The sequence below is a fragment of the Sandarakinorhabdus rubra genome (genome assembly GCF_010994245.1).
Lineage (GTDB): Bacteria > Pseudomonadota > Alphaproteobacteria > Sphingomonadales > Sphingomonadaceae > Sandarakinorhabdus > Sandarakinorhabdus rubra.
This window is the reverse complement of record NZ_WMHO01000001.1, coordinates 17,131-34,141: the sequence shown is the minus strand read 5'-3', so window position 1 is coordinate 34,141 and position 17,011 is coordinate 17,131. Positions and strand designations below refer to the sequence as shown.

The following is a 17,011-nucleotide window of genomic DNA, read 5'->3' as shown; positions in this document are numbered from 1 at the left end:
TTGAATGAAAGGCAATGTCAATGATCGCATGAGGCGTTTGCGATATGCGCATTATATTCTCAACGACAGTACAAAATAACAGCGTTCGTCATCTTTGGCCTCAGAGAATACAACAAACTTCTTATCGAACGATATTGATAAACCGTCATACTTTTTATGACGGCCGAGCTTTACGACATCTTCCGCCGACAGCCTACTGTCCACTGCCAATTCCGGAACTTTATTGTCGCATTCAGGCCTCAAATTCATCTCGGAAACAAATTTGCCTGCCGCGGAAACACCGTCCGCAATAAGCGCGTATTCTCCATCCTTCTCCTTGAGGCTCAATGACACAGGAGTATCAGGGCTGGTGACAATGTACACACCGGCCCAAAACAAGTCAAAATCATGATTGTTGATGGCCCAGGAACCCCCATCAAGCGCCTTTCTCACTTGCTTGAAGTGCACGGGAGGCACTTTCAGTGTCTTGATCGGAACAGACAGTCTGAACACACGATCGACCAAGACCAATTTTTCGTCGCCGGTGCTCATCGAGCAGTTACCAGCCAAGCGACGCAGGAGTGGTCGAGCTCGCTTGGCAGTGCTGAGAGCCATCTCAAATTCGAATGGCTTCAGCGCGGCGTTCTGGCATATCAGCCCCTTGCTTTGGCCGTTTAGGACCATTTCTCCCCCGGCAAGAGAAGCATCCGAGGGTTGAACAGCTGCGGGGCTTGAGACGAACATAAATCCCAAGTAATTGAACGCACTTGCCAGAGCTTGGCACGACAGTCCGTCGGTAGGGACGGCGCCATCGCCAACCCTAAGCGGCGCAGGCGCCACGACCTTTCTTACCGTAAATCTGAATATGCCGCCTTTTGTGTCTTCAAGACACAAAAGAGACTCTCCCTCTTCGTATGTTATCGATTTATATGACGTTGGTTGCCAAGGCTTCCCTATCCATTTTTTCTCTGTCCTTTTTGTCGTTTTATTTTCCTTAGATATGAGCTTCGGCTGTGTGAAAAATTTCTTGAACGCACTCTGCGGAATCAGGAAGGCCACCCCATCATCAGGGACATGGCGTAGCGGCTCGGCAAAAATGATCTCGGTCTCGCAGCTCACGCTGGCTGCAGTGCACGTGAAGCGGATGGCTTTCGGCGTGATGGTGATGCACGTCTGGTGATCGTCTGCGTCATGCCCAGGCCGACCAGGACCAATGGCGTCAAATGCCTTGTTGCTCGCGGTGGGCTCACCCTGCATCCAAACCGCGACAAGCGCGGCGCACAACGTTTTGGGGTCAATATGGAATTGGAGGTTTGCGTCCTCTTTGTGCACGATCACTGGGGTGCCGTCCGCATAGGTGAGCTCGAGTTCCAGGTGCTGACGGAGATACGCTAGCGCCGCTTCAGACTGCTCCTCCTGCTCAGCTTCCTCGCGGTCCTGGTCGTCTGCCTGCCTTTGATCTGGAATACTGGTCATGGCGCTTTCCTTGGTTGCAAGATCAGCCGACATATAGGCCGGGGGGAGTAAAAAATTTCACCGCACCCTCCATTTCATGTGCGACGTTCACCACCGTTGGGCACGTTGCCCGCATTTTTCATGAACAACCAGGGAACGCCACTGGGGTACACATGACTGATGGATCATTGCGCTGGATCGAGAAATACCGACCACACCGGTTTGAGGACGTCGTTGGGCAAAGCAAGTGTGTCGAGCAGCTACGCTCGATGGTTGTAACCAGGCGGCGTGGCAGCATCATCCTGCATGGTCCCAGCGGCTCCGGCAAAACCACGCTGGCCAAGATTTATGCCCAAGCGGTGATGTGCGAAGCCCCACTTGAGAATGGCTCACCATGCAGCAGGTGCGATGCGTGCGACCTCTATGAAGCCTCCCGCCAGCCGCACTTCCACGAGATCAACAGCGCTCTGGATGGCTCGACCCAGGAAGTCCGGAACCTGGTTGAAGGCGACCTTTTGATAAAGCCGTTCCATGCGGATGCGCATGTCATCTACTTTGATGAAGCGCACACGCTGACGAACAAGGCGCAGCAGGCGCTCTTGAAGCCCCTGGAGCAGACCTCCGAGCACATCGTGTACATCTTTTCCCTGATAGAGCCGGAGGCGCTGATTGCGCCCTTGCGCGCTCGATGTGATCAGTTTTCGTTGGGGCGACCAACCCCTGACGAAGCGCGCCGCTACCTGGAGCAGATCTGCCAATCTGAAGGGCTGAGCTGTGAGCCAGCCGCCTTCGATCTATTTGTTCGCTATGCGCCGTCGTTCCGGCAGCTTGCGCAAGCACTGGAACAAGTGGCGACGGCAGCACAGGGCCGTCCAATCACTGTGGACGGCGCGCGCACCGAGCTGCGGCGGGACACGGTCGGACATGTGCTGGACTATTTCCAGGCATTGGTTGCAGGTGATCTCGACCAGCAACGCGCATCGCTAGCGGCTGCGCAGCTGAGCCCAGCCGAACTGGCCAATCGGATCCTGGACCTGCTGCTCCACCTCAAGCTCACCCAGGTTGGCCCCTCCCGCGTTCAGCGGCAGAACAGTGACATTGGGCTTCTGGTGGACGATGGCGACTGCCGGGCTCTGGTGGCGGGCTTGGCGGCCAGGGCCGAGGTTCTGGGCATCGAGCTCGCGACGCTGATGGATGAAGTGCTGGAATTCTGGTCCTACATGCCGCTGCGGATCGACGAGACGGTGCTTGAGGCCCAGGTGGTCCGCTTTCACGACCTGATGACAATGGACCGCCCGGTGCAGCGTGACCGCAGCGAGATCGCAGCTCGCATTGTACGGGCAAGCGAAGGAACCGCGTATCGATCAAATGCCGGCCGCCGCAAGCCGCCAGCCTGGCGAACCGGTGATGCAAGCAGCCGTGCTGACCAAGGGACGCACTTGAACGCCCGGCAAGCGGAGGAAATCTACACGGCCGCCACGTTCCTGGCGCAGCGCTACGGGGTGACGTTCAACGCGCGTCTGACCCTGAACCACGCTGCGCTGGGGATCAGTGACGAGAAACAGGCCGTGGCGCTGACCTCCGACCTCGGCAAAGAGCTTGGCCAACGATTTGATGTCTGGTTGAAAGACGATCCTGGCGGCCCGGACAAAGCTTTGTTGCACCGGGTCGTGCTGCACGAACGCTTGTCCGACGGCACGCTCGCGTCAACGATCCTCTTGCACCTGGACGGCGCTGTTGAAGCCAAGGCCAGAGACTGGATTTTTCGCAAATTCTTGGCTGGTCGTCAGCTCGGCGGGAACGGCTGGCAGGATGACTGGCTTGAAGTGTCACACGCCAAGAGTGCGAAGGGTGCGCTTGCTCATCAGTGGCAGCTGGTCCGGCGGCTGTGGCGCGGGCTGGACCCATCAATTGAGGTCGACGGCGTGCCGCTCATTGACCGCCTGGACGTGCCGAATGCTTGGCGCCAGCCGGCTGGCGACGTCAGCCAGCGGCGCTTCAGCGTCTCTCAAAGCCTGAGCCAGGCAAGCCGCCAAGAGATGGCAACCGACTTGCCAAGCTTCCGCTCACTGTTTGCGGAACGGAGATGGGATCAGCTGTTCTCCGGCTGGGAGCTCAAGGCATTCGAAGCGCGCCAGACGGCGCTTCACCGATTGCGGATGATTCAAGGCGACTTGCAACGCGAGCGGGCTGTCGCCACCGATTCTTTGGCCATGCGCCAATTGGCATTTGAGGAGGAGCAAGTCCAGATAGAAGTCAAAATTATGCTTAAAAATCAAATATATAACATCATTTAGAGGGCCGAAGATCCGAGATAAAGATGCGATTTACGTACCTCATAAAATGCGAGTTGCGAGTTCGGAGTCGATCACGAATGCTCAGTCAGACATCCGCAGGAAGAACCGGGACCGAACCTAGCACGCCTGCGGCCCTCGGCAAGCGCCGCAACCCGCACGGCGCCGCTTGAGCCGACTTAGCCCAACTTGACCCTGCAAGTGGCAACCCATCATGACTGGCCTCAGTTCGGTGTAGACGGCGCGATGTGGCGCAGGACATGCCCAGACAAAACCGGGTCGAGGCTGTCAGCGTAACCGTTGGCCCATGCCTCCCAATCCGCCAGCTGCTGAGGTGGGACCTTGCGCACGCCGGCCTCAACGGCTGTCTTCACCCTGGCAATAAGCGACCGGATGTCTTCTGCCTTGCGCAACAGGTCGCCACTCTCCTTGAGCGCTGCCAGTCGCGCGGCACTGGCCTCCGCGATCCGCGCCTGGCGCTCCGCCTCCTCTTGCCGCCGCCGCTTTTCCAGCATTTCGATATGCTCCCAGAGCGACGCGCGGTAGCCGGCTTCTCCAGCCACGATGATGGCTGCGGCGACCTCAGAGAGGCATGACTCGAGACGGCTATCCTTGGTGTCAGACCAACTCAACTGCATCTTGTGGCGCATGGTGATGTGCAGACTGAGCTTGAGCGGCGTACCTGCCGATAGCTCCTCGGCAGGTTCCCGGCGGCCATGGCGCATCACTGTCTTGTATGACGACAGCGTGGAGAAGCTCAGGCGGACACATTGCTCCCCCACCTGGACGCTAGCCTGCAGCTCGTACTGGTGTTCATAGACCTCGCCGTGGCAGCCGCGCTTGTGCAGCGCATGAAAGAGCCCGTTGAGGATCCGCAGCTTTCGCTGGGCAAGCGGCCCGTCAAACAGTGGAGCGTCCCACGAGTAGCGGCTCTTGGCGAACCGCTGGCGCCTCCGCTCCTCACTCTGAAGCAACCTCCGCAAACCCGGTGCAGGCTTGGAGAGGTCCCTGGGCACAGCCACCCGGCCAATGGCAGCACGCTCCCGGTCCAGTAGTGCGTCGAGATCCTCGGGCACCTCGATGGAGGCAAACGGACCTTCGGCTGATATCGGCGGCGCGGGTGAGACTTTGCCGGCAAAGCGGCCATCAAGCCGTATGCGCTGCGACTCTCCCGGCCGGCGTGGCGGAGTCTTGGGCAGCACAGGCGTCAGCTTGCCGGCCCGCAGCTTGTTCCAATAGCCCTGCTCCGGAAGAATGACGCCTTGGGCCTTCAGCAGCTTGCGCAAACCGGTATCGGTCATGCCGATCTGGGCGGCCAGGTCACGCATTGGCGCTAACCAGGCGAAGGCGATGAGGTCGCCGAGCATGACGGTAAAGCTGCCGTCGCCATAAACCCAATAGCGCATCGCCCCTCCCCCAAGTCCTCTCATTGTCCAAGAACGGCCCTTCCGTGGGCTCGCTCGCCAACCTTCCAACCAGAGCCGCGAAACGGCGCCGGTCGCATTGCCAGAATGCATATGCCGGGGCTCGTCCGCCACCTCGCCGTTCACGCGGCCGGACGGCACCGTCGAAGCTTTGAGCTGCTTGCCAGCCGGTCGGATTAGCGGTCAAAGAGAACGCACGCGTGCAATTCGGGAATCTCCATGAATCAACAGTCATTGTCGGCATTCATCTGGTCTGTCGCTGACCTGCTGCGGGGAGACTATAAGCCTGCGGATTATGGCAAAGTCATCCTGCCGTTCACCGTGCTGCGCCGGCTGGATTGCGTGCTGGCGCCGACCAAGGCGGCAGTGCTTGAAGAGATGAAGCTGCGCGAGAGCCAGGGCATGAACCCGGACGCCTTCTTGCGCCGCAAGTCTGGGGTCAGCTTCTACAACGCCTCGCCGCTCGATCTGAAGGCTGTGCTGGGCGATGCCGCCAACGTGGGCATGAACCTCACCGCCTATCTGCAGGGGTTCTCGCCCGAGGTGCGCGACGTGTTTGCGCGGTTCGAGTTTCACAACCAGGTTGACCGGCTGGACAAGGCCAAGCTGCTCTACCTGGTCGCCGAGAAGTTCGCCGGCATCGATCTGCATCCCACCAAAGTCTCGAACATGCAGATGGGCCATGTGTTCGAGGAGCTCATCCGGAAGTTCGCTGAAGCCTCCAACGAGACGGCCGGGGACCACTTCACCCCCCGCGAGGTCATCCGTCTGATGGTCAACCTGGTGTTCGTTGAGGACGATGAAGCGCTGACCAAGCCGGGCATCGTCCGCACCATCTATGACCCCACTGCCGGAACCGGCGGCATGCTGTCGGTCGCTGATGAGCATTTGACCGCTCAGAACCCCGGTGCCCAGCTCACCATGTTCGGCCAGGAGCTGAACCCTGAGTCTTACGCGATCTGCAAGGCCGACATGCTGATCAAGGGCCAGGATGTCAGTAACATCGCCTTTGGCAACACGCTCTCCGAGGACGGGCACGTTGGGCGGCAGTTCGACTACATGCTGGCCAACCCGCCGTTCGGCGTGGAGTGGAAGAAGGTCGAGAAGGAGGTCCGCAAGGAACACGAGACGCTTGGTTTCGCCGGGCGCTTCGGGCCAGGCCTGCCACGTGTGTCGGACGGCTCGCTCCTGTTCTTGATGCACATGCTGTCCAAGATGCGGCCGGAGGCCCAAGGCGGCTGTCGCTTCGCAATCGTGCTCAACGGCTCACCACTGTTCACAGGCGGCGCTGGCAGTGGCGAGAGCGAGATCCGTCGATACCTGCTTGAGAATGACCTGGTGGAGGCGATCATCGCCTTGCCAACGGACATGTTCTTCAACACCGGTATTGCCACCTACGTTTGGGTCATTTCGAACCGCAAACCCGCGCACCGCAAGGGCAAGCTGCAGCTGATCGACGGCTCCAGCTTCTGGCAGAAGATGCGCAAGTCACTTGGGTCCAAGCGAAAGGAACTTGGGGAAACTGACATCGCCGCCCTCACCCGCCTGTTCGGTGAAGCTGAGGAAGCTCAGCTGGCGACGGTGCTGAACGCCGACGGCAAGGAGATTGCGCGGGAAATCATCTGGGAGGATGAAGCCCCGCCCCAAGCGCCTGCAGGCGGCAAGGTGAAGCTGGCACCGCTGTCCCGCGTCTTCCCCACCACCGCCTTCGGTTATCGCACCATAACTGTGGAGCGGCCCCTTCGAGACGAACGCGGCAACATCGTGCTGGGCCAGCGCGGCGCCGCCAAGGGCAAGCCACAGGCCGATAGCAGCTTGCGTGACACCGAGAATGTTCCACTGGCCGAGGACGTGGAGGCTTACTTCAAGCGCGAAGTGCTGCCCCATGCGCCCGACGCTTGGATCGACCACGCCAAGACCAAAGTAGGCTACGAGGTCCCATTCAACCGCCACTTTTACGTCTTCGAGCCACCCCGGCCGCTGCCTGAGATCGATGCCGACTTGCTGGTAGTGACCGACCGCATCAAGGCGATGATTGAGGGTCTGGCAGCATGACCGGCGCAGAGCTCGTCGCAGCGGTGACCGCGCTGGTGGAGGCCCACCCCGGCGTGATTCAAAGCGGCACCCGCCACCCGGCGCACTGCAACCTGTATGCCACCCATCAAGGTGCGCCAATCGCGACCGAGCCCAGCCGCAAGACTGTGGCCAACATCTGGGTCCGTGCCGACAGTGTGCGGCGTCATCGGCTGGCCCACTGCGAGGACGCGTTTTTCGATCACCGGCTGTTCGACATCAGTAAACCGAACCACAATCTTTTCCGCGAACCGGGCTTCAAGGATGTGGACCTGATCCGTTACCAACCCAAGTCGCTGTGGGAGGCCGTTCAGGTGATCGCCGAAGTGGCAGGGTTGGCCAAATGAGCGTGCCTTACCCTTCCACCAAGGACAGCGGCGTGACTTGGCTGGGGGAGGTGCCAGCGCACTGGAATGTGGTTCCACTAAAGCACCTAGCCCGGTTCTCGGGAGGCGGGACCCCCAGCCGAGACAAGCCGGCCTACTGGAACGGTGACATTCCATGGGTGTCCCCGAAGGACATGAAGGTGGAACTGATCTCCGAAACCGAGGAGTTCATTACCGCTGAGGGACTGGAGGGCAGCACAAGCGCTCTCTTAGCCCCTGGCGCCGTTTTGGTTGTTGTCCGCTCAGGCATCCTCCGTCACACTATACCGGTCGCCATTAACTCTAAGCCGGTTGCTCTTAACCAAGACATGAAGGCGATCTCGGTCGACCTTGAGAGATATAGGGCCGATTATCTGTCTCGTTTCATTCAGGGCCTGAATTCAACCCTATTGCCGCTTTGGTTGAAGCTCGGCGCGACGGTCGAGAGTATTGAGTTCTCCTATATGGCCGACACGCCGGTCCCAGTGCCGCCATTGAGCGAGCAGGCCGTCATCGCCGCCTTTCTCGACCGTGAAACTGGGAAGACCGACGCGCTTGTGGAGGAACAACGGCGGCTGATCGCGCTGCTGAATGAGAAGCGGCAGGCCGTGATTTCCCACGCAGTCACCAAAGGCCTCAACCCCCAGGTCCCCCTGAAGCCGTCTGGTATCGAGTGGCTCGGCGACATCCCAGCGCACTGGGAGGTAAGGCCTCTAAAAGCCGTTTCAACGGAGCCGGGAACTGTGTTCATCGACGGCGACTGGATCGAAGCCAAAGATATTTCAGACGATGGCATCCGTTACATCACCACCGGAAACGTGGGGAACGGTTACTACAAGGAGCAGGGTGCTGGCTTCATCAGCGACGACAAGTTTCGCGAGCTCAATTGCACCGAGGTGTTTCCCGGAGATGTTTTGATCTCGCGGCTTAACGCACCTGTGGGCAGGGCCTGCGTAGTTCCTGATCTTGGTCGCCGTATCGTCACTTCAGTTGACAACGTAATCGTGAGACCGGACCACACTGTTAATCGCGGCTTTCTAGTCCACTTCCTTTCGACTAAATCCTACCTTTTTCATACCGAAACTCTGGCTCGCGGCACTACCATGCAGCGAGTAAGTCGGACCATCTTGGGCAACATCAGGATAGCGCTTCCTGACCCCAAGGAGCAGGCAGAGATCGCGCGCTTCGTTGACGAACAGATTGAGAAGCTGGACTCACTGATCGAAGAGGCCGAGCGCGGCATACATCTCCTTCAGGAACGCCGCGCCGTTATTATCTCGGCAGCCGTCACCGGCAAGATCGACGTGCGTGGCTTTATTTCAGCCGAGTCTCAAAAGGAGCCCGCATGAGCATCGAGAGGATCATTGCCTCCATCCCCAATCGCACAGCGCTGGAACGCAAGACGATGCGAGCGCATGCGCTGGCGAAGCTGGATTCAGCTAATCCTGAGCAGATCGCCGAGGCGCAGAAGCTGCTGGCAGCACTGGATGACCATGAGCAGCATCTGACTGAGGCAGATATGGCGACCATCAAGGCTCTGGCGGGCAAGCCGCTCTCGGAAAGGGTGAAGGCCGCATTCGAAATAGACCCGCCAAGCCCGACCGAACAACGCCTGATTCAGGTGCTGCTGGCCAACCCCGGAGGCAATTGCGCGGAACTTTCCACGAAGATAGGCTGGGCGCCCAACACTTGGGATCTGGGCTTTGGCGCCATCTGTGCCCAACGCGCCGCCTATCTGAATGAACTTTCTGGCACACCATCTGCCGGCAAAAGCGCCAACCTGCCCCTGCTCACACTGCAAGACCGAGGCGAGGATGGCATCATCCGCTACACGATGAAGCCAGAGGCAGTCGCGGCGTTCCGGCACCTGGGCTTTCAGGTGAAGCCGGAATGAGCACTGAAAAGCTGATCGCTGCCATTCCCGGCCAGACAAAGGCACAGCGCGACCAGATGCGCGCCAATGCCACCAACCGCCTTGCTAACGGCACACCCGTCCAGCAGGCGGAAGCCGCCGCGATCATCGCGGCAATCGACGCGTGCGAAGCGCAGGAACGTGTAGCCTTTTTGGGCGAACTAAGCGGTTTGGATGTGCCCGAACGGCTGATCCGCACCTTCACCGACGCGCCGATGACGGACACCGAGGCAAAGGTGTTGAAAGCTCTGCTCGATCATCCGGAATCGTCCACGGAACAGCTTTCGGCCGCGTGCGGCTGGAAGGACTTGTCATGGCAGCTGCACTTTGGAACGATGTGCGAACGCCGCCGGGCCTATCTGCCCCCGCCGACAGTTTACGGGGAAGACAACACGCCGTTCTGGAGCGGCATCCTCGCCGATCTCGACCAGCGGGAACATCCTTGGAAATGGACCATGAAACCCGAGGTGGCCGCTGCGCTGGCCAACCTGGGACTGCGGCCAAAGAAAGACGCATAGGAACCACATGCCGATCTACGAAGTCCGCCAGGACAGTCTGACGCCGGTCAGCGCTACCAGCTTCGAGACGGAGCGCTTGAGCGAGCGCGGCGATATCCAGCGTTTGCTCAAGGACCGTATCGAATGCCTGGAAGACGGTTTGATGGTGTTGGCCGAGGAATTCAGCGACTGGCAGGATAGCAGCCGCCGCATAGACCTGCTTTGTCTCGACACAGACGCCAATCTGGTTGTGGTTGAATTGAAGCGTACCAACGACGGCGGGCACATGGAGTTGCAGGCACTCCGATATGCGGCAATGGTGTCGGCGATGACCTTCGATCAGGCTGTTGAAGCTTACAGTCGCTTTCGCGTGCAGAACGGCAAGGGCACCATCGACCACGACGCGGCCCGTTCGGAAATCCTAGCCTTTCTCAACTGGCCCGAACCGGTTGAAGACGACTTCGCCAAGGACACACGGATCATCCTGGCGTCGGCGGATTTCAGCAAGGAACTGACGACATCAGTGATTTGGCTGCGTGAGCGGCAGATTGATATCCGCTGCGTGCGCTTGAAGCCTTACCGGTTGGAAGACGGCCGGGTGCTGATGGACATCCAGCAGTTAATACCCCTGCCCGAGGCAACAGAGTTCCAGACCCAGATCGGCGCAAAGCGACAGGCGGAACGAAAGGACCGGGTTGAGCGTCATGACCTGCGCTATCGCTTCTGGGAAGGCCTGCTGTCACGGGCCAAGGGTCGCCATTCGGTGCATGCCAATCGCTCACCGACGAAAGACACATGGCTCAGCGGCAGCATTGGCGTTGCAGGCTTCTCGATCAGTTATGCCACGCGGCAGTATAACAACAGCGTATACATCTGGATCGCCAACGATAAAGCAGCCTTCGACAAGCTGGCTGAGCAGAAGGACGCCATCGAAGCCGAGTTTGGTTCGCCATTGGAATGGACTGAAACACAGGGTGTGCTGGGCCGTGGCATCTCATTTCCGCAAGATGGAGGCTACCGGTCCGACCCCACCGAGTGGCCAGGCATTCAAGATCGCATGATTGATGCCATGATCCGTCTTGACCGGGTGATGCGGCCCCGCATTCAGGCTCTACGCAAATGAGCATCCACAAGGAAATCAGCTTCGAGGACGAGGTCTGCGCGTATCTGGCAGCAAACGGCTGGTTATATGCGCCGGGAGATGCCGCCAGCTACGATCGCAAGCGAGCGCTGTTTCCAGCCGATCTGGTGGCGTGGCTGCAGGCCACCCAGCCTCAGGCGTGGGAGGCGCTGCAGAAGGCCCATGGTCCAGCCGCCGAAGCCACCTTGCTCGATCGGCTGCGCAAGTCTCTGGACGACCGTGGCACCCTCGATGTCCTGCGGCACGGGTTCGAGACCATTGGGGTGAAGTCACGGATCGCGCTCGCGCAATTCAAGCCAGCTTCAGGCCTCAACCCGGCAATCGTCAGCCGCTATGAAGCCAACCGCCTGCGCGTGGTTCGGCAGGTGCGCTACAGCCTGTCCAACGAGAACTGCATTGACCTGGTACTGTTCCTGAACGGGATCCCGGTAGCGACCGTTGAGCTCAAGACGGACTTCACCCAGAGCGTCGAAGATGCGGTGAACCAATATAAGTTCGACAGGCACCCCAATCCCAAGGGGCAACAGCCAGAGCCCCTGCTGACGTTCCCGTCTGGGGCGCTGGTGCATTTTGCGGTGTCGAACTTCGAAATGATGATGACAACCCGGCTGGCCGGTCCGGCAACCATGTTCCTGCCGTTCAACAAGGGCGATGGTGGCGGCAAGGGCAACCCCAAGGACGGGCTTGGGCACCCCACACGTTATCTCTGGGAGGAGGTCTGGGCCCGCGACAGTTGGCTGGAGCTGCTCGGGCGCTATCTGGTCACACAGCGGGACGCCAAGAAGGCGATCAAGCTGATCATCTTCCCGCGCTACCATCAATTGGACGCGACGCGCCGGCTGCAAGCCGCAGTTCTGGCTGAAGGGCCTGGGGGCAAATACCTGGTCCAGCATTCCGCTGGGTCCGGCAAAACCAACAGCATCGCATGGTCGGCGCATTTCCTGTCGGAGCTGCACGACGCCGACAATCAGAAGCTGTTCGACAGCGTGATTGTGGTGTCCGATCGCCGGGTGATCGACGGCCAGCTGCAGGACGCCCTGTTTGACTTCGAGCGGACCACTGGCGTGGTGGAGACCATCAAGAACGATGGTGCCGCCAAGAGCGGTCAGCTGGCGGACGCGCTGGCAGCCGGCAAGAAGATCATCGTCTGCACGATCCAGACCTTCCCGTTTGCACTGCAAGCTGTCCAGGAGCTGGCGGCAACCAAGGGCAAGCGGTTTGCCGTGATCGCCGACGAAGCCCACAGCTCGCAGACGGGCGAGGCGGCAGCCAAGCTGAAAGAGGTGCTCTCGGCCGAAGAGCTGGAATCCTTGAGGGATGGCGGTGAGGTCGACACGGAGGACCTGCTGGCTGCACAGATGGCGGCGCGTGCCGGCGAGAAGGGCATCACCTATGTGGCGTTCACGGCGACGCCCAAAGCCAAGACGTTGCAGCTGTTCGGCCGCGTTCCCAACCCGTCTCTCCCCCCTGGCGAGGGCAACCTGCCCCAGCCGTTCCATGTCTATTCGATGCGGCAGGCAATCGAGGAAGGCTTCATCCTGGATGTGCTGCGCAATTATACGCCCTACAAACTGGCCTTCAAACTGGCGCACGGCGGCCAAGAACTCAATGACAAGCAGGTCGAGCGCTCCGCTGCGCTCAAAGGCATCATGCAGTGGGTCAGCCTGCACCCCTACAACATCGCGCAGAAGGTCCAGATTGTTGTCGAGCATTATCGCTCAACGGTGGCGCCGCTCCTCGACGGCAAGGCCAAGGCGATGGTGGTCCTGAGCAGCCGCAAGGAAGCGGTGCGCTGGAAGCTCGCGATCGACAAATACATCAAGGACAAGGGCTACAAGCTCGGGACCCTGGTGGCGTTCTCCGGGGAGGTGAATGATCCGGACAGCGGCCCCGATGCGTTCACCGAGACGAACACCCAGCTGAACCCTGGGCTCAAGGGCGGCGATATTCGCAAGGCTTTTGACACCGATCAGTTTCATCTGCTGCTGGTCGCCAACAAGTTCCAGACCGGGTTTGACCAGCCACTCCTTTGCGGCATGTATGTGGACCGCCGGTTGGCCGGCATTCAGGCAGTGCAGACCCTGTCGCGGCTGAACCGTGCTCATCCGGGCAAGGACACCACCTATATTCTCGATTTTGCCAACAGTGCCGAGGAAGTGCTGGCGGCTTTCCGGACCTATTACGAGACGGCCGAGCTCGAGGGCGTAACCGACCCCAACATCATTTACGATCTGCGCGCCAAGCTGGATGGTGGCGGGTGGTATGACACGTTTGAGGTTGAGGCGGTCGTCAAGGTCGTCATGGATCCGACTTCGACCCAGGGACAGTTACAAGCGGCCTTGGCGCCGGTGGCAGACCGCCTGCTGAAGCGCTTCTCGGCAGCAAAGGCCAAGCGGCTGGCCGCCGTGGCGTCCAAGGATGATGCGGCCGCCCAGGAGGCCAAGGACGAGATGGAGGCGCTTACGCTCTTCAAGAGCGATCTTGGCGGCTTCAACCGCCTCTACGCTTTCCTGAGCCAGATGTTCGACTATGGGAACACCGACATCGAGAAGCGCTTCCTGTTCTACAAGCAGCTGGTTCGCCTGTTGGATTTCGGGCGCGAGCGGGACACGGTCGACCTATCGCAGATCACCTTGACACATCACGCCGTGAAATCTCTCGGTAAAGCCAACCTGGCACTTGGTGAGGGCGAAGCCGAGAAGATTGCACCCGTGGGAGAAGTCGGATCGGGCTCTGTGCAAGAGAAGCAAAAGGTGCTGCTCCGGGAGATCGTGCAGCGCGTGAATGACCTGTTCGGCAACGAAACCACGGATGAAGATCAGGTCGTCTACGTGATGGAGGTTATCCGCGGGAAGGTGCTGCAGTCAGCTGATCTCCAGCAGCAGGCCATGGCGAACAGTGAAGCCCAGTTCACCGCCTCCCCTACCCTCGACACTGAGCTGTTGAGCGCGATCATTGATGCCATGGATGCGCACCAGAAGATGAGCCAAAAGGCAATCGACAGTCTGAAGGTAAGGGCAGGATTGAAGGACATTCTGCTTGGGCCGGGCCAGCTGTACGAAGCGCTGCGGGCAAAGGCTGGGACCAAAAATCAACCCTATTCTTGACGAAAAGGTTCGAATAACTGACTGAAAAAGTGTAATGATTTCACACAATCAAACACGCTTGGTAAGACGCACTAGGGCTTCGAAAAATAGCCGACTTCTCGCAAGCGCTTCTCAGCCATTGCAAGCTCTTCAGGGTAGAATAGCTCTCGCCATCTAGGTTGGAGGATCAGCGCCTCTGCAGAAAGATCAAGCCGCCCCTTTTCCAACAAGGTTGCGAAGCCCGATGTCGCTTGGCCTCGGATCAGTCGCCGGGCGGTATCAACGCCGCCGTGCTGGTCAAGCATTTTACGGAAGGCTGGAGACCGGTAACCGATCTTGCGCGCATCCTTGTAAAGTTGCTCCATAGCGGCCCTGAAAGCCTTCTCGTTCGGCCTGACCTGAACCGCCTGCATCAAGCCAACAGCGGTGGACAGATCAATTACTGCGTTGCGGCCATCCACCGAATGTTGCGCGAGGACAATTTCTCCCAGCTTGGCCAAGCGAGCCGCATCTTTTTCTGCGAGGGTTAAGCCGCCCAAAGCTGCAAATTCGATCTGCTTGACCGGACGGACAAGGCGCATGCCGGCCCGAGCAGCTTCAGCTGCAAGGACGCTCCAAATACCTCCAAATTTCGGTGATCTCCCACGGAGATCGAAATCCAGCACCCAATCGTTAGGAAAGATATAGTCGTTCCACTCGCCATAGGCCGAAACCGCGGAAGACAAGCTGCCATTGCGGTGTTCGGCTTCGAGCCAAGCTTGGTCCTCTTCCGCCAGATAATCTTTCCAGTAAGCCAATTTGACTTGCGACCACGCTGGGTGTGCCGGCGCCTTGTCGTAAGCAGTCAGCAAATCGGAAACGAGCGGGGTACCAGATGGCGCGGATCTGGCGCGCGCATTCCAGATCAGCTCGGCACGCCCAAGGTGTTCCTCACCAATCTCGTAACCTTGGTTGAAGAGGCCGTCGAACCAGGTTGCAATCTCGCCCAAGACCTCGGGATCATTAAGCCGAATGTTTGCCTCTCGCCATGAAGTTGCTTGTTGGCCTTCGAGGGCAAGGCCGTTGGCAGAGGCATTGGATGAACCCAACACCGCTGCCGACGGCGTCCAGTACACCTTGGCATGGAGCGATGGGTGCGACTTGAGCGTAATGTCAGGCAAACCCAGGATCCGACGCAACTCGGCTGGATTACAGGCGCCAGAATCGAGATTGCAAAGAATTTCGGCCTTGAGCCCCTCACGACTAAGGCCGAGCCTTTCAATCGCCCCTTTGCCCCAAAATGCGACCGCCAGGCGCGCTGTCTGGGTTTGGGCCAGCAGGTTACGCACCTCGTCCAAGGCCGCGGTTTCATCGAGAAGTTTCATTTCTAGAGAATGCGATGACCCATCATAGGCGTCAACTCTCTCAGTTTCCAAGCTTACTGGGTGGGCTTCCAGGCCAAATGTCATGCAGTTACTGACTGTCGACTATCGCCTGTCACTTTGGCACCCACAGTCCCTTCGGCTCAGCGTAGCTGTTGATCGTCCGCGCGGCCATCGGATTCTCCGACCAGCTGATGTTGAATGCCCAATAGGTCGGGAAGAAGAATAACCCCGCGTGGGGCAGGTTCTCGTGGATCCATCGCGCCAACATGCGCCAATCTCCTGGCGACCGATGCGCCTCCCAGAACGATGGAACAACAACGCATGCGGTCGCGCCCATGAACCCATCGGCGTCGCGCCGATCCCAAATATGGCTGGCATAGTTGGCTTCGTTGGACGCGCAGGTGTAGCCCGCCTTTCCTGCCCGCTGCATCTCGTTGCAGAAGCCATTCACCTCGCAGGAGCGGTATGCGGAGCGGATGGCGATCCGGCCCCAATGATCTTGGAGAGGCTCGAGCAGCATTTCGCAAAGCCCCCTGCCCGCCGCCAAGGCCAGCTGTGGGTCATCAGGCGCGTTGTTCAGCCCATGGATTGCGGCCACTTCCGAATAGAGCATGTCCCGCATGAAGAACGACTTCGACAATCGTTCACGACCCAGCTCGGTCAGGCTCTTGACGGTTCGCGGGGTCTTGAGCCGGACAAATGGCCCCACAACAGGATCCGAAACCCAGCCGACGCGCAATTGCACTCCGCCGCAGTCTCTGGGTGCACTGATTGACCCTCTGTGCACCTCGCCCATCCCCATCGCTGACGCAAAGGCCGCAAAATCGCCGTGCCAACTGCCCTTGGGGCAGAAGCTTTGAACGAGCATGGCGGCATGGCCGGCCCTGTAGCGACGGGCCTCGAGCACAGCAGACGCAGTCCGGTGCAAAAGCTGGTAGCGCAGCTGACCTACGTCGGCCGCCTTGAGGCCCAGCAGAGCACATAGGCTTGCCAAGCGCTCAGACTTCTGACTGGCGTCGCGGTCCTTTGCTTGCAGCCACTCCCGGACGGTTGGCCCAAATGGTTCATCGACCTTGGCTTCAACCGCCAGGATGCCAATGCCATCCTCCAGCCCAACAATCGCCATCAGATCGGTCTGACTGGGCCTTGCGCCGTCACCCAGGTCAACACCGCGCTCAAGGAAGGCATCGAGCAATGTTGCTGACCGGAACACGGGGTCACCGTCCAGCACAGCCGTCACAGATGCCGGAATGGCGTTTGAACCGAACCAGCTGTCAGCGACACATTTCGCGGACCGGCCGGGCTGCCAATGGGTCGGAGATCCCAAATGAGGGATGACGTCTTCCGGCCGATTGATCGGCACGTGCACCCGCGGCAGCGATACCAGGCTGGTCATCGGAAAAAGCTCCCATTCTCTTCTC

The 17,011-nt window shown here is 59.5% G+C and carries 12 protein-coding genes; 8 read left to right on the top strand and 4 right to left on the bottom strand.

Going from position 1 to position 17,011, the window contains the following annotated elements:
• Positions 1 to 51: 51 nt before the first annotated feature.
• A complete protein-coding gene (locus tag GJV64_RS00140) occupies positions 52 to 1,455 on the bottom strand; it encodes a flagellar basal body L-ring protein FlgH (protein ID WP_164155273.1) in 1,404 nt (467 codons plus the stop codon).
• Positions 1,456 to 1,607: 152 nt separating this feature from the next.
• Between GJV64_RS00140 and GJV64_RS00135 the strand changes: the two genes are divergently transcribed.
• A complete protein-coding gene (locus tag GJV64_RS00135) occupies positions 1,608 to 3,731 on the top strand; it encodes an AAA family ATPase (RefSeq protein WP_164155272.1) in 2,124 nt (707 codons plus the stop codon).
• A gap of 221 nt (positions 3,732 to 3,952) precedes the next feature.
• On the opposite strand, the gene GJV64_RS00130 is transcribed toward GJV64_RS00135, so the two are convergent.
• A complete protein-coding gene (locus GJV64_RS00130) occupies positions 3,953 to 5,134 on the bottom strand; it encodes a hypothetical protein (protein WP_164155271.1) in 1,182 nt (393 codons plus the stop codon).
• 252 nt (positions 5,135 to 5,386) lie between these two features.
• Here GJV64_RS00130 and GJV64_RS00125 point away from each other — a divergent pair, with 252 nt between their 5' ends.
• The 7 genes from GJV64_RS00125 to GJV64_RS00095 are packed head-to-tail and all read left to right on the top strand — an operon-like array spanning position 5,387 to position 14,247.
• Positions 5,387 to 7,207 carry a type I restriction-modification system subunit M gene (locus GJV64_RS00125; RefSeq protein ID WP_235927522.1) on the top strand — a complete coding sequence of 607 codons (1,821 nt, stop codon included), beginning with the start codon at positions 5,387 to 5,389 and terminating at the stop codon, positions 7,205 to 7,207.
• The gene (locus tag GJV64_RS00120; protein WP_164155269.1) at positions 7,204 to 7,572 is read left to right on the top strand and encodes a hypothetical protein; all 369 of its coding nucleotides are present in this window, start codon (positions 7,204 to 7,206) and stop codon (positions 7,570 to 7,572) included. The genes GJV64_RS00125 and GJV64_RS00120 overlap by 4 nt, the downstream gene beginning before the upstream one ends.
• Positions 7,569 to 8,939, top strand: a complete 1,371-nt coding sequence (locus GJV64_RS00115) for a restriction endonuclease subunit S (RefSeq protein WP_164155268.1) — start codon at positions 7,569 to 7,571, stop codon at positions 8,937 to 8,939. Before GJV64_RS00120 ends, GJV64_RS00115 begins: the two co-directional genes overlap by 4 nt.
• Positions 8,936 to 9,484 (top strand): hypothetical protein, encoded by a 549-nt coding sequence (locus GJV64_RS00110; RefSeq protein WP_164155267.1) that lies wholly within the window; start codon positions 8,936 to 8,938, stop codon positions 9,482 to 9,484. Before GJV64_RS00115 ends, GJV64_RS00110 begins: the two co-directional genes overlap by 4 nt.
• Positions 9,481 to 10,020 (top strand): hypothetical protein, encoded by a 540-nt coding sequence (locus GJV64_RS00105; RefSeq protein WP_164155266.1) that lies wholly within the window; start codon positions 9,481 to 9,483, stop codon positions 10,018 to 10,020. Before GJV64_RS00110 ends, GJV64_RS00105 begins: the two co-directional genes overlap by 4 nt.
• Before the next feature lie 7 nt (positions 10,021 to 10,027).
• On the top strand, positions 10,028 to 11,122 hold the full coding sequence (locus GJV64_RS00100; protein ID WP_164155265.1) for a DUF4268 domain-containing protein: 1,095 nt from the start codon (positions 10,028 to 10,030) through the stop codon (positions 11,120 to 11,122).
• Positions 11,119 to 14,247, top strand: a complete 3,129-nt coding sequence (locus tag GJV64_RS00095; protein WP_164155264.1) for a type I restriction endonuclease subunit R — start codon at positions 11,119 to 11,121, stop codon at positions 14,245 to 14,247. The genes GJV64_RS00100 and GJV64_RS00095 overlap by 4 nt, the downstream gene beginning before the upstream one ends.
• Before the next feature lie 71 nt (positions 14,248 to 14,318).
• Here GJV64_RS00095 and GJV64_RS00090 read toward each other — a convergent pair whose 3' ends face one another.
• Positions 14,319 to 15,674, bottom strand: a complete 1,356-nt coding sequence (locus GJV64_RS00090; RefSeq protein ID WP_164155263.1) for a phospholipase D family protein — start codon at positions 15,672 to 15,674, stop codon at positions 14,319 to 14,321.
• A gap of 28 nt (positions 15,675 to 15,702) precedes the next feature.
• Positions 15,703 to 16,986: a DUF6946 family protein gene (locus GJV64_RS00085; protein ID WP_164155262.1), complete on the bottom strand. Its 1,284-nt coding sequence runs from the start codon at positions 16,984 to 16,986 to the stop codon at positions 15,703 to 15,705.
• Positions 16,987 to 17,011: the final 25 nt, after the last annotated feature.

Coding starts and splice junctions, on each gene's coding strand:
- GJV64_RS00100 (WP_164155265.1), top strand. CDS start 10,028: ATGCCGATCTACGAAGTCCGCCAGGACAGTCTGACGCCGGTCAGCGCT.
- GJV64_RS00130 (WP_164155271.1), bottom strand. CDS start 5,134: ATGCGCTATTGGGTTTATGGCGACGGCAGCTTTACCGTCATGCTCGGC.
- GJV64_RS00120 (WP_164155269.1), top strand. CDS start 7,204: ATGACCGGCGCAGAGCTCGTCGCAGCGGTGACCGCGCTGGTGGAGGCC.
- GJV64_RS00085 (WP_164155262.1), bottom strand. CDS start 16,986: ATGACCAGCCTGGTATCGCTGCCGCGGGTGCACGTGCCGATCAATCGG.
- GJV64_RS00110 (WP_164155267.1), top strand. CDS start 8,936: ATGAGCATCGAGAGGATCATTGCCTCCATCCCCAATCGCACAGCGCTG.
- GJV64_RS00140 (WP_164155273.1), bottom strand. CDS start 1,455: ATGACCAGTATTCCAGATCAAAGGCAGGCAGACGACCAGGACCGCGAG.
- GJV64_RS00090 (WP_164155263.1), bottom strand. CDS start 15,674: ATGACATTTGGCCTGGAAGCCCACCCAGTAAGCTTGGAAACTGAGAGA.
- GJV64_RS00105 (WP_164155266.1), top strand. CDS start 9,481: ATGAGCACTGAAAAGCTGATCGCTGCCATTCCCGGCCAGACAAAGGCA.
- GJV64_RS00115 (WP_164155268.1), top strand. CDS start 7,569: ATGAGCGTGCCTTACCCTTCCACCAAGGACAGCGGCGTGACTTGGCTG.
- GJV64_RS00135 (WP_164155272.1), top strand. CDS start 1,608: ATGACTGATGGATCATTGCGCTGGATCGAGAAATACCGACCACACCGG.
- GJV64_RS00095 (WP_164155264.1), top strand. CDS start 11,119: ATGAGCATCCACAAGGAAATCAGCTTCGAGGACGAGGTCTGCGCGTAT.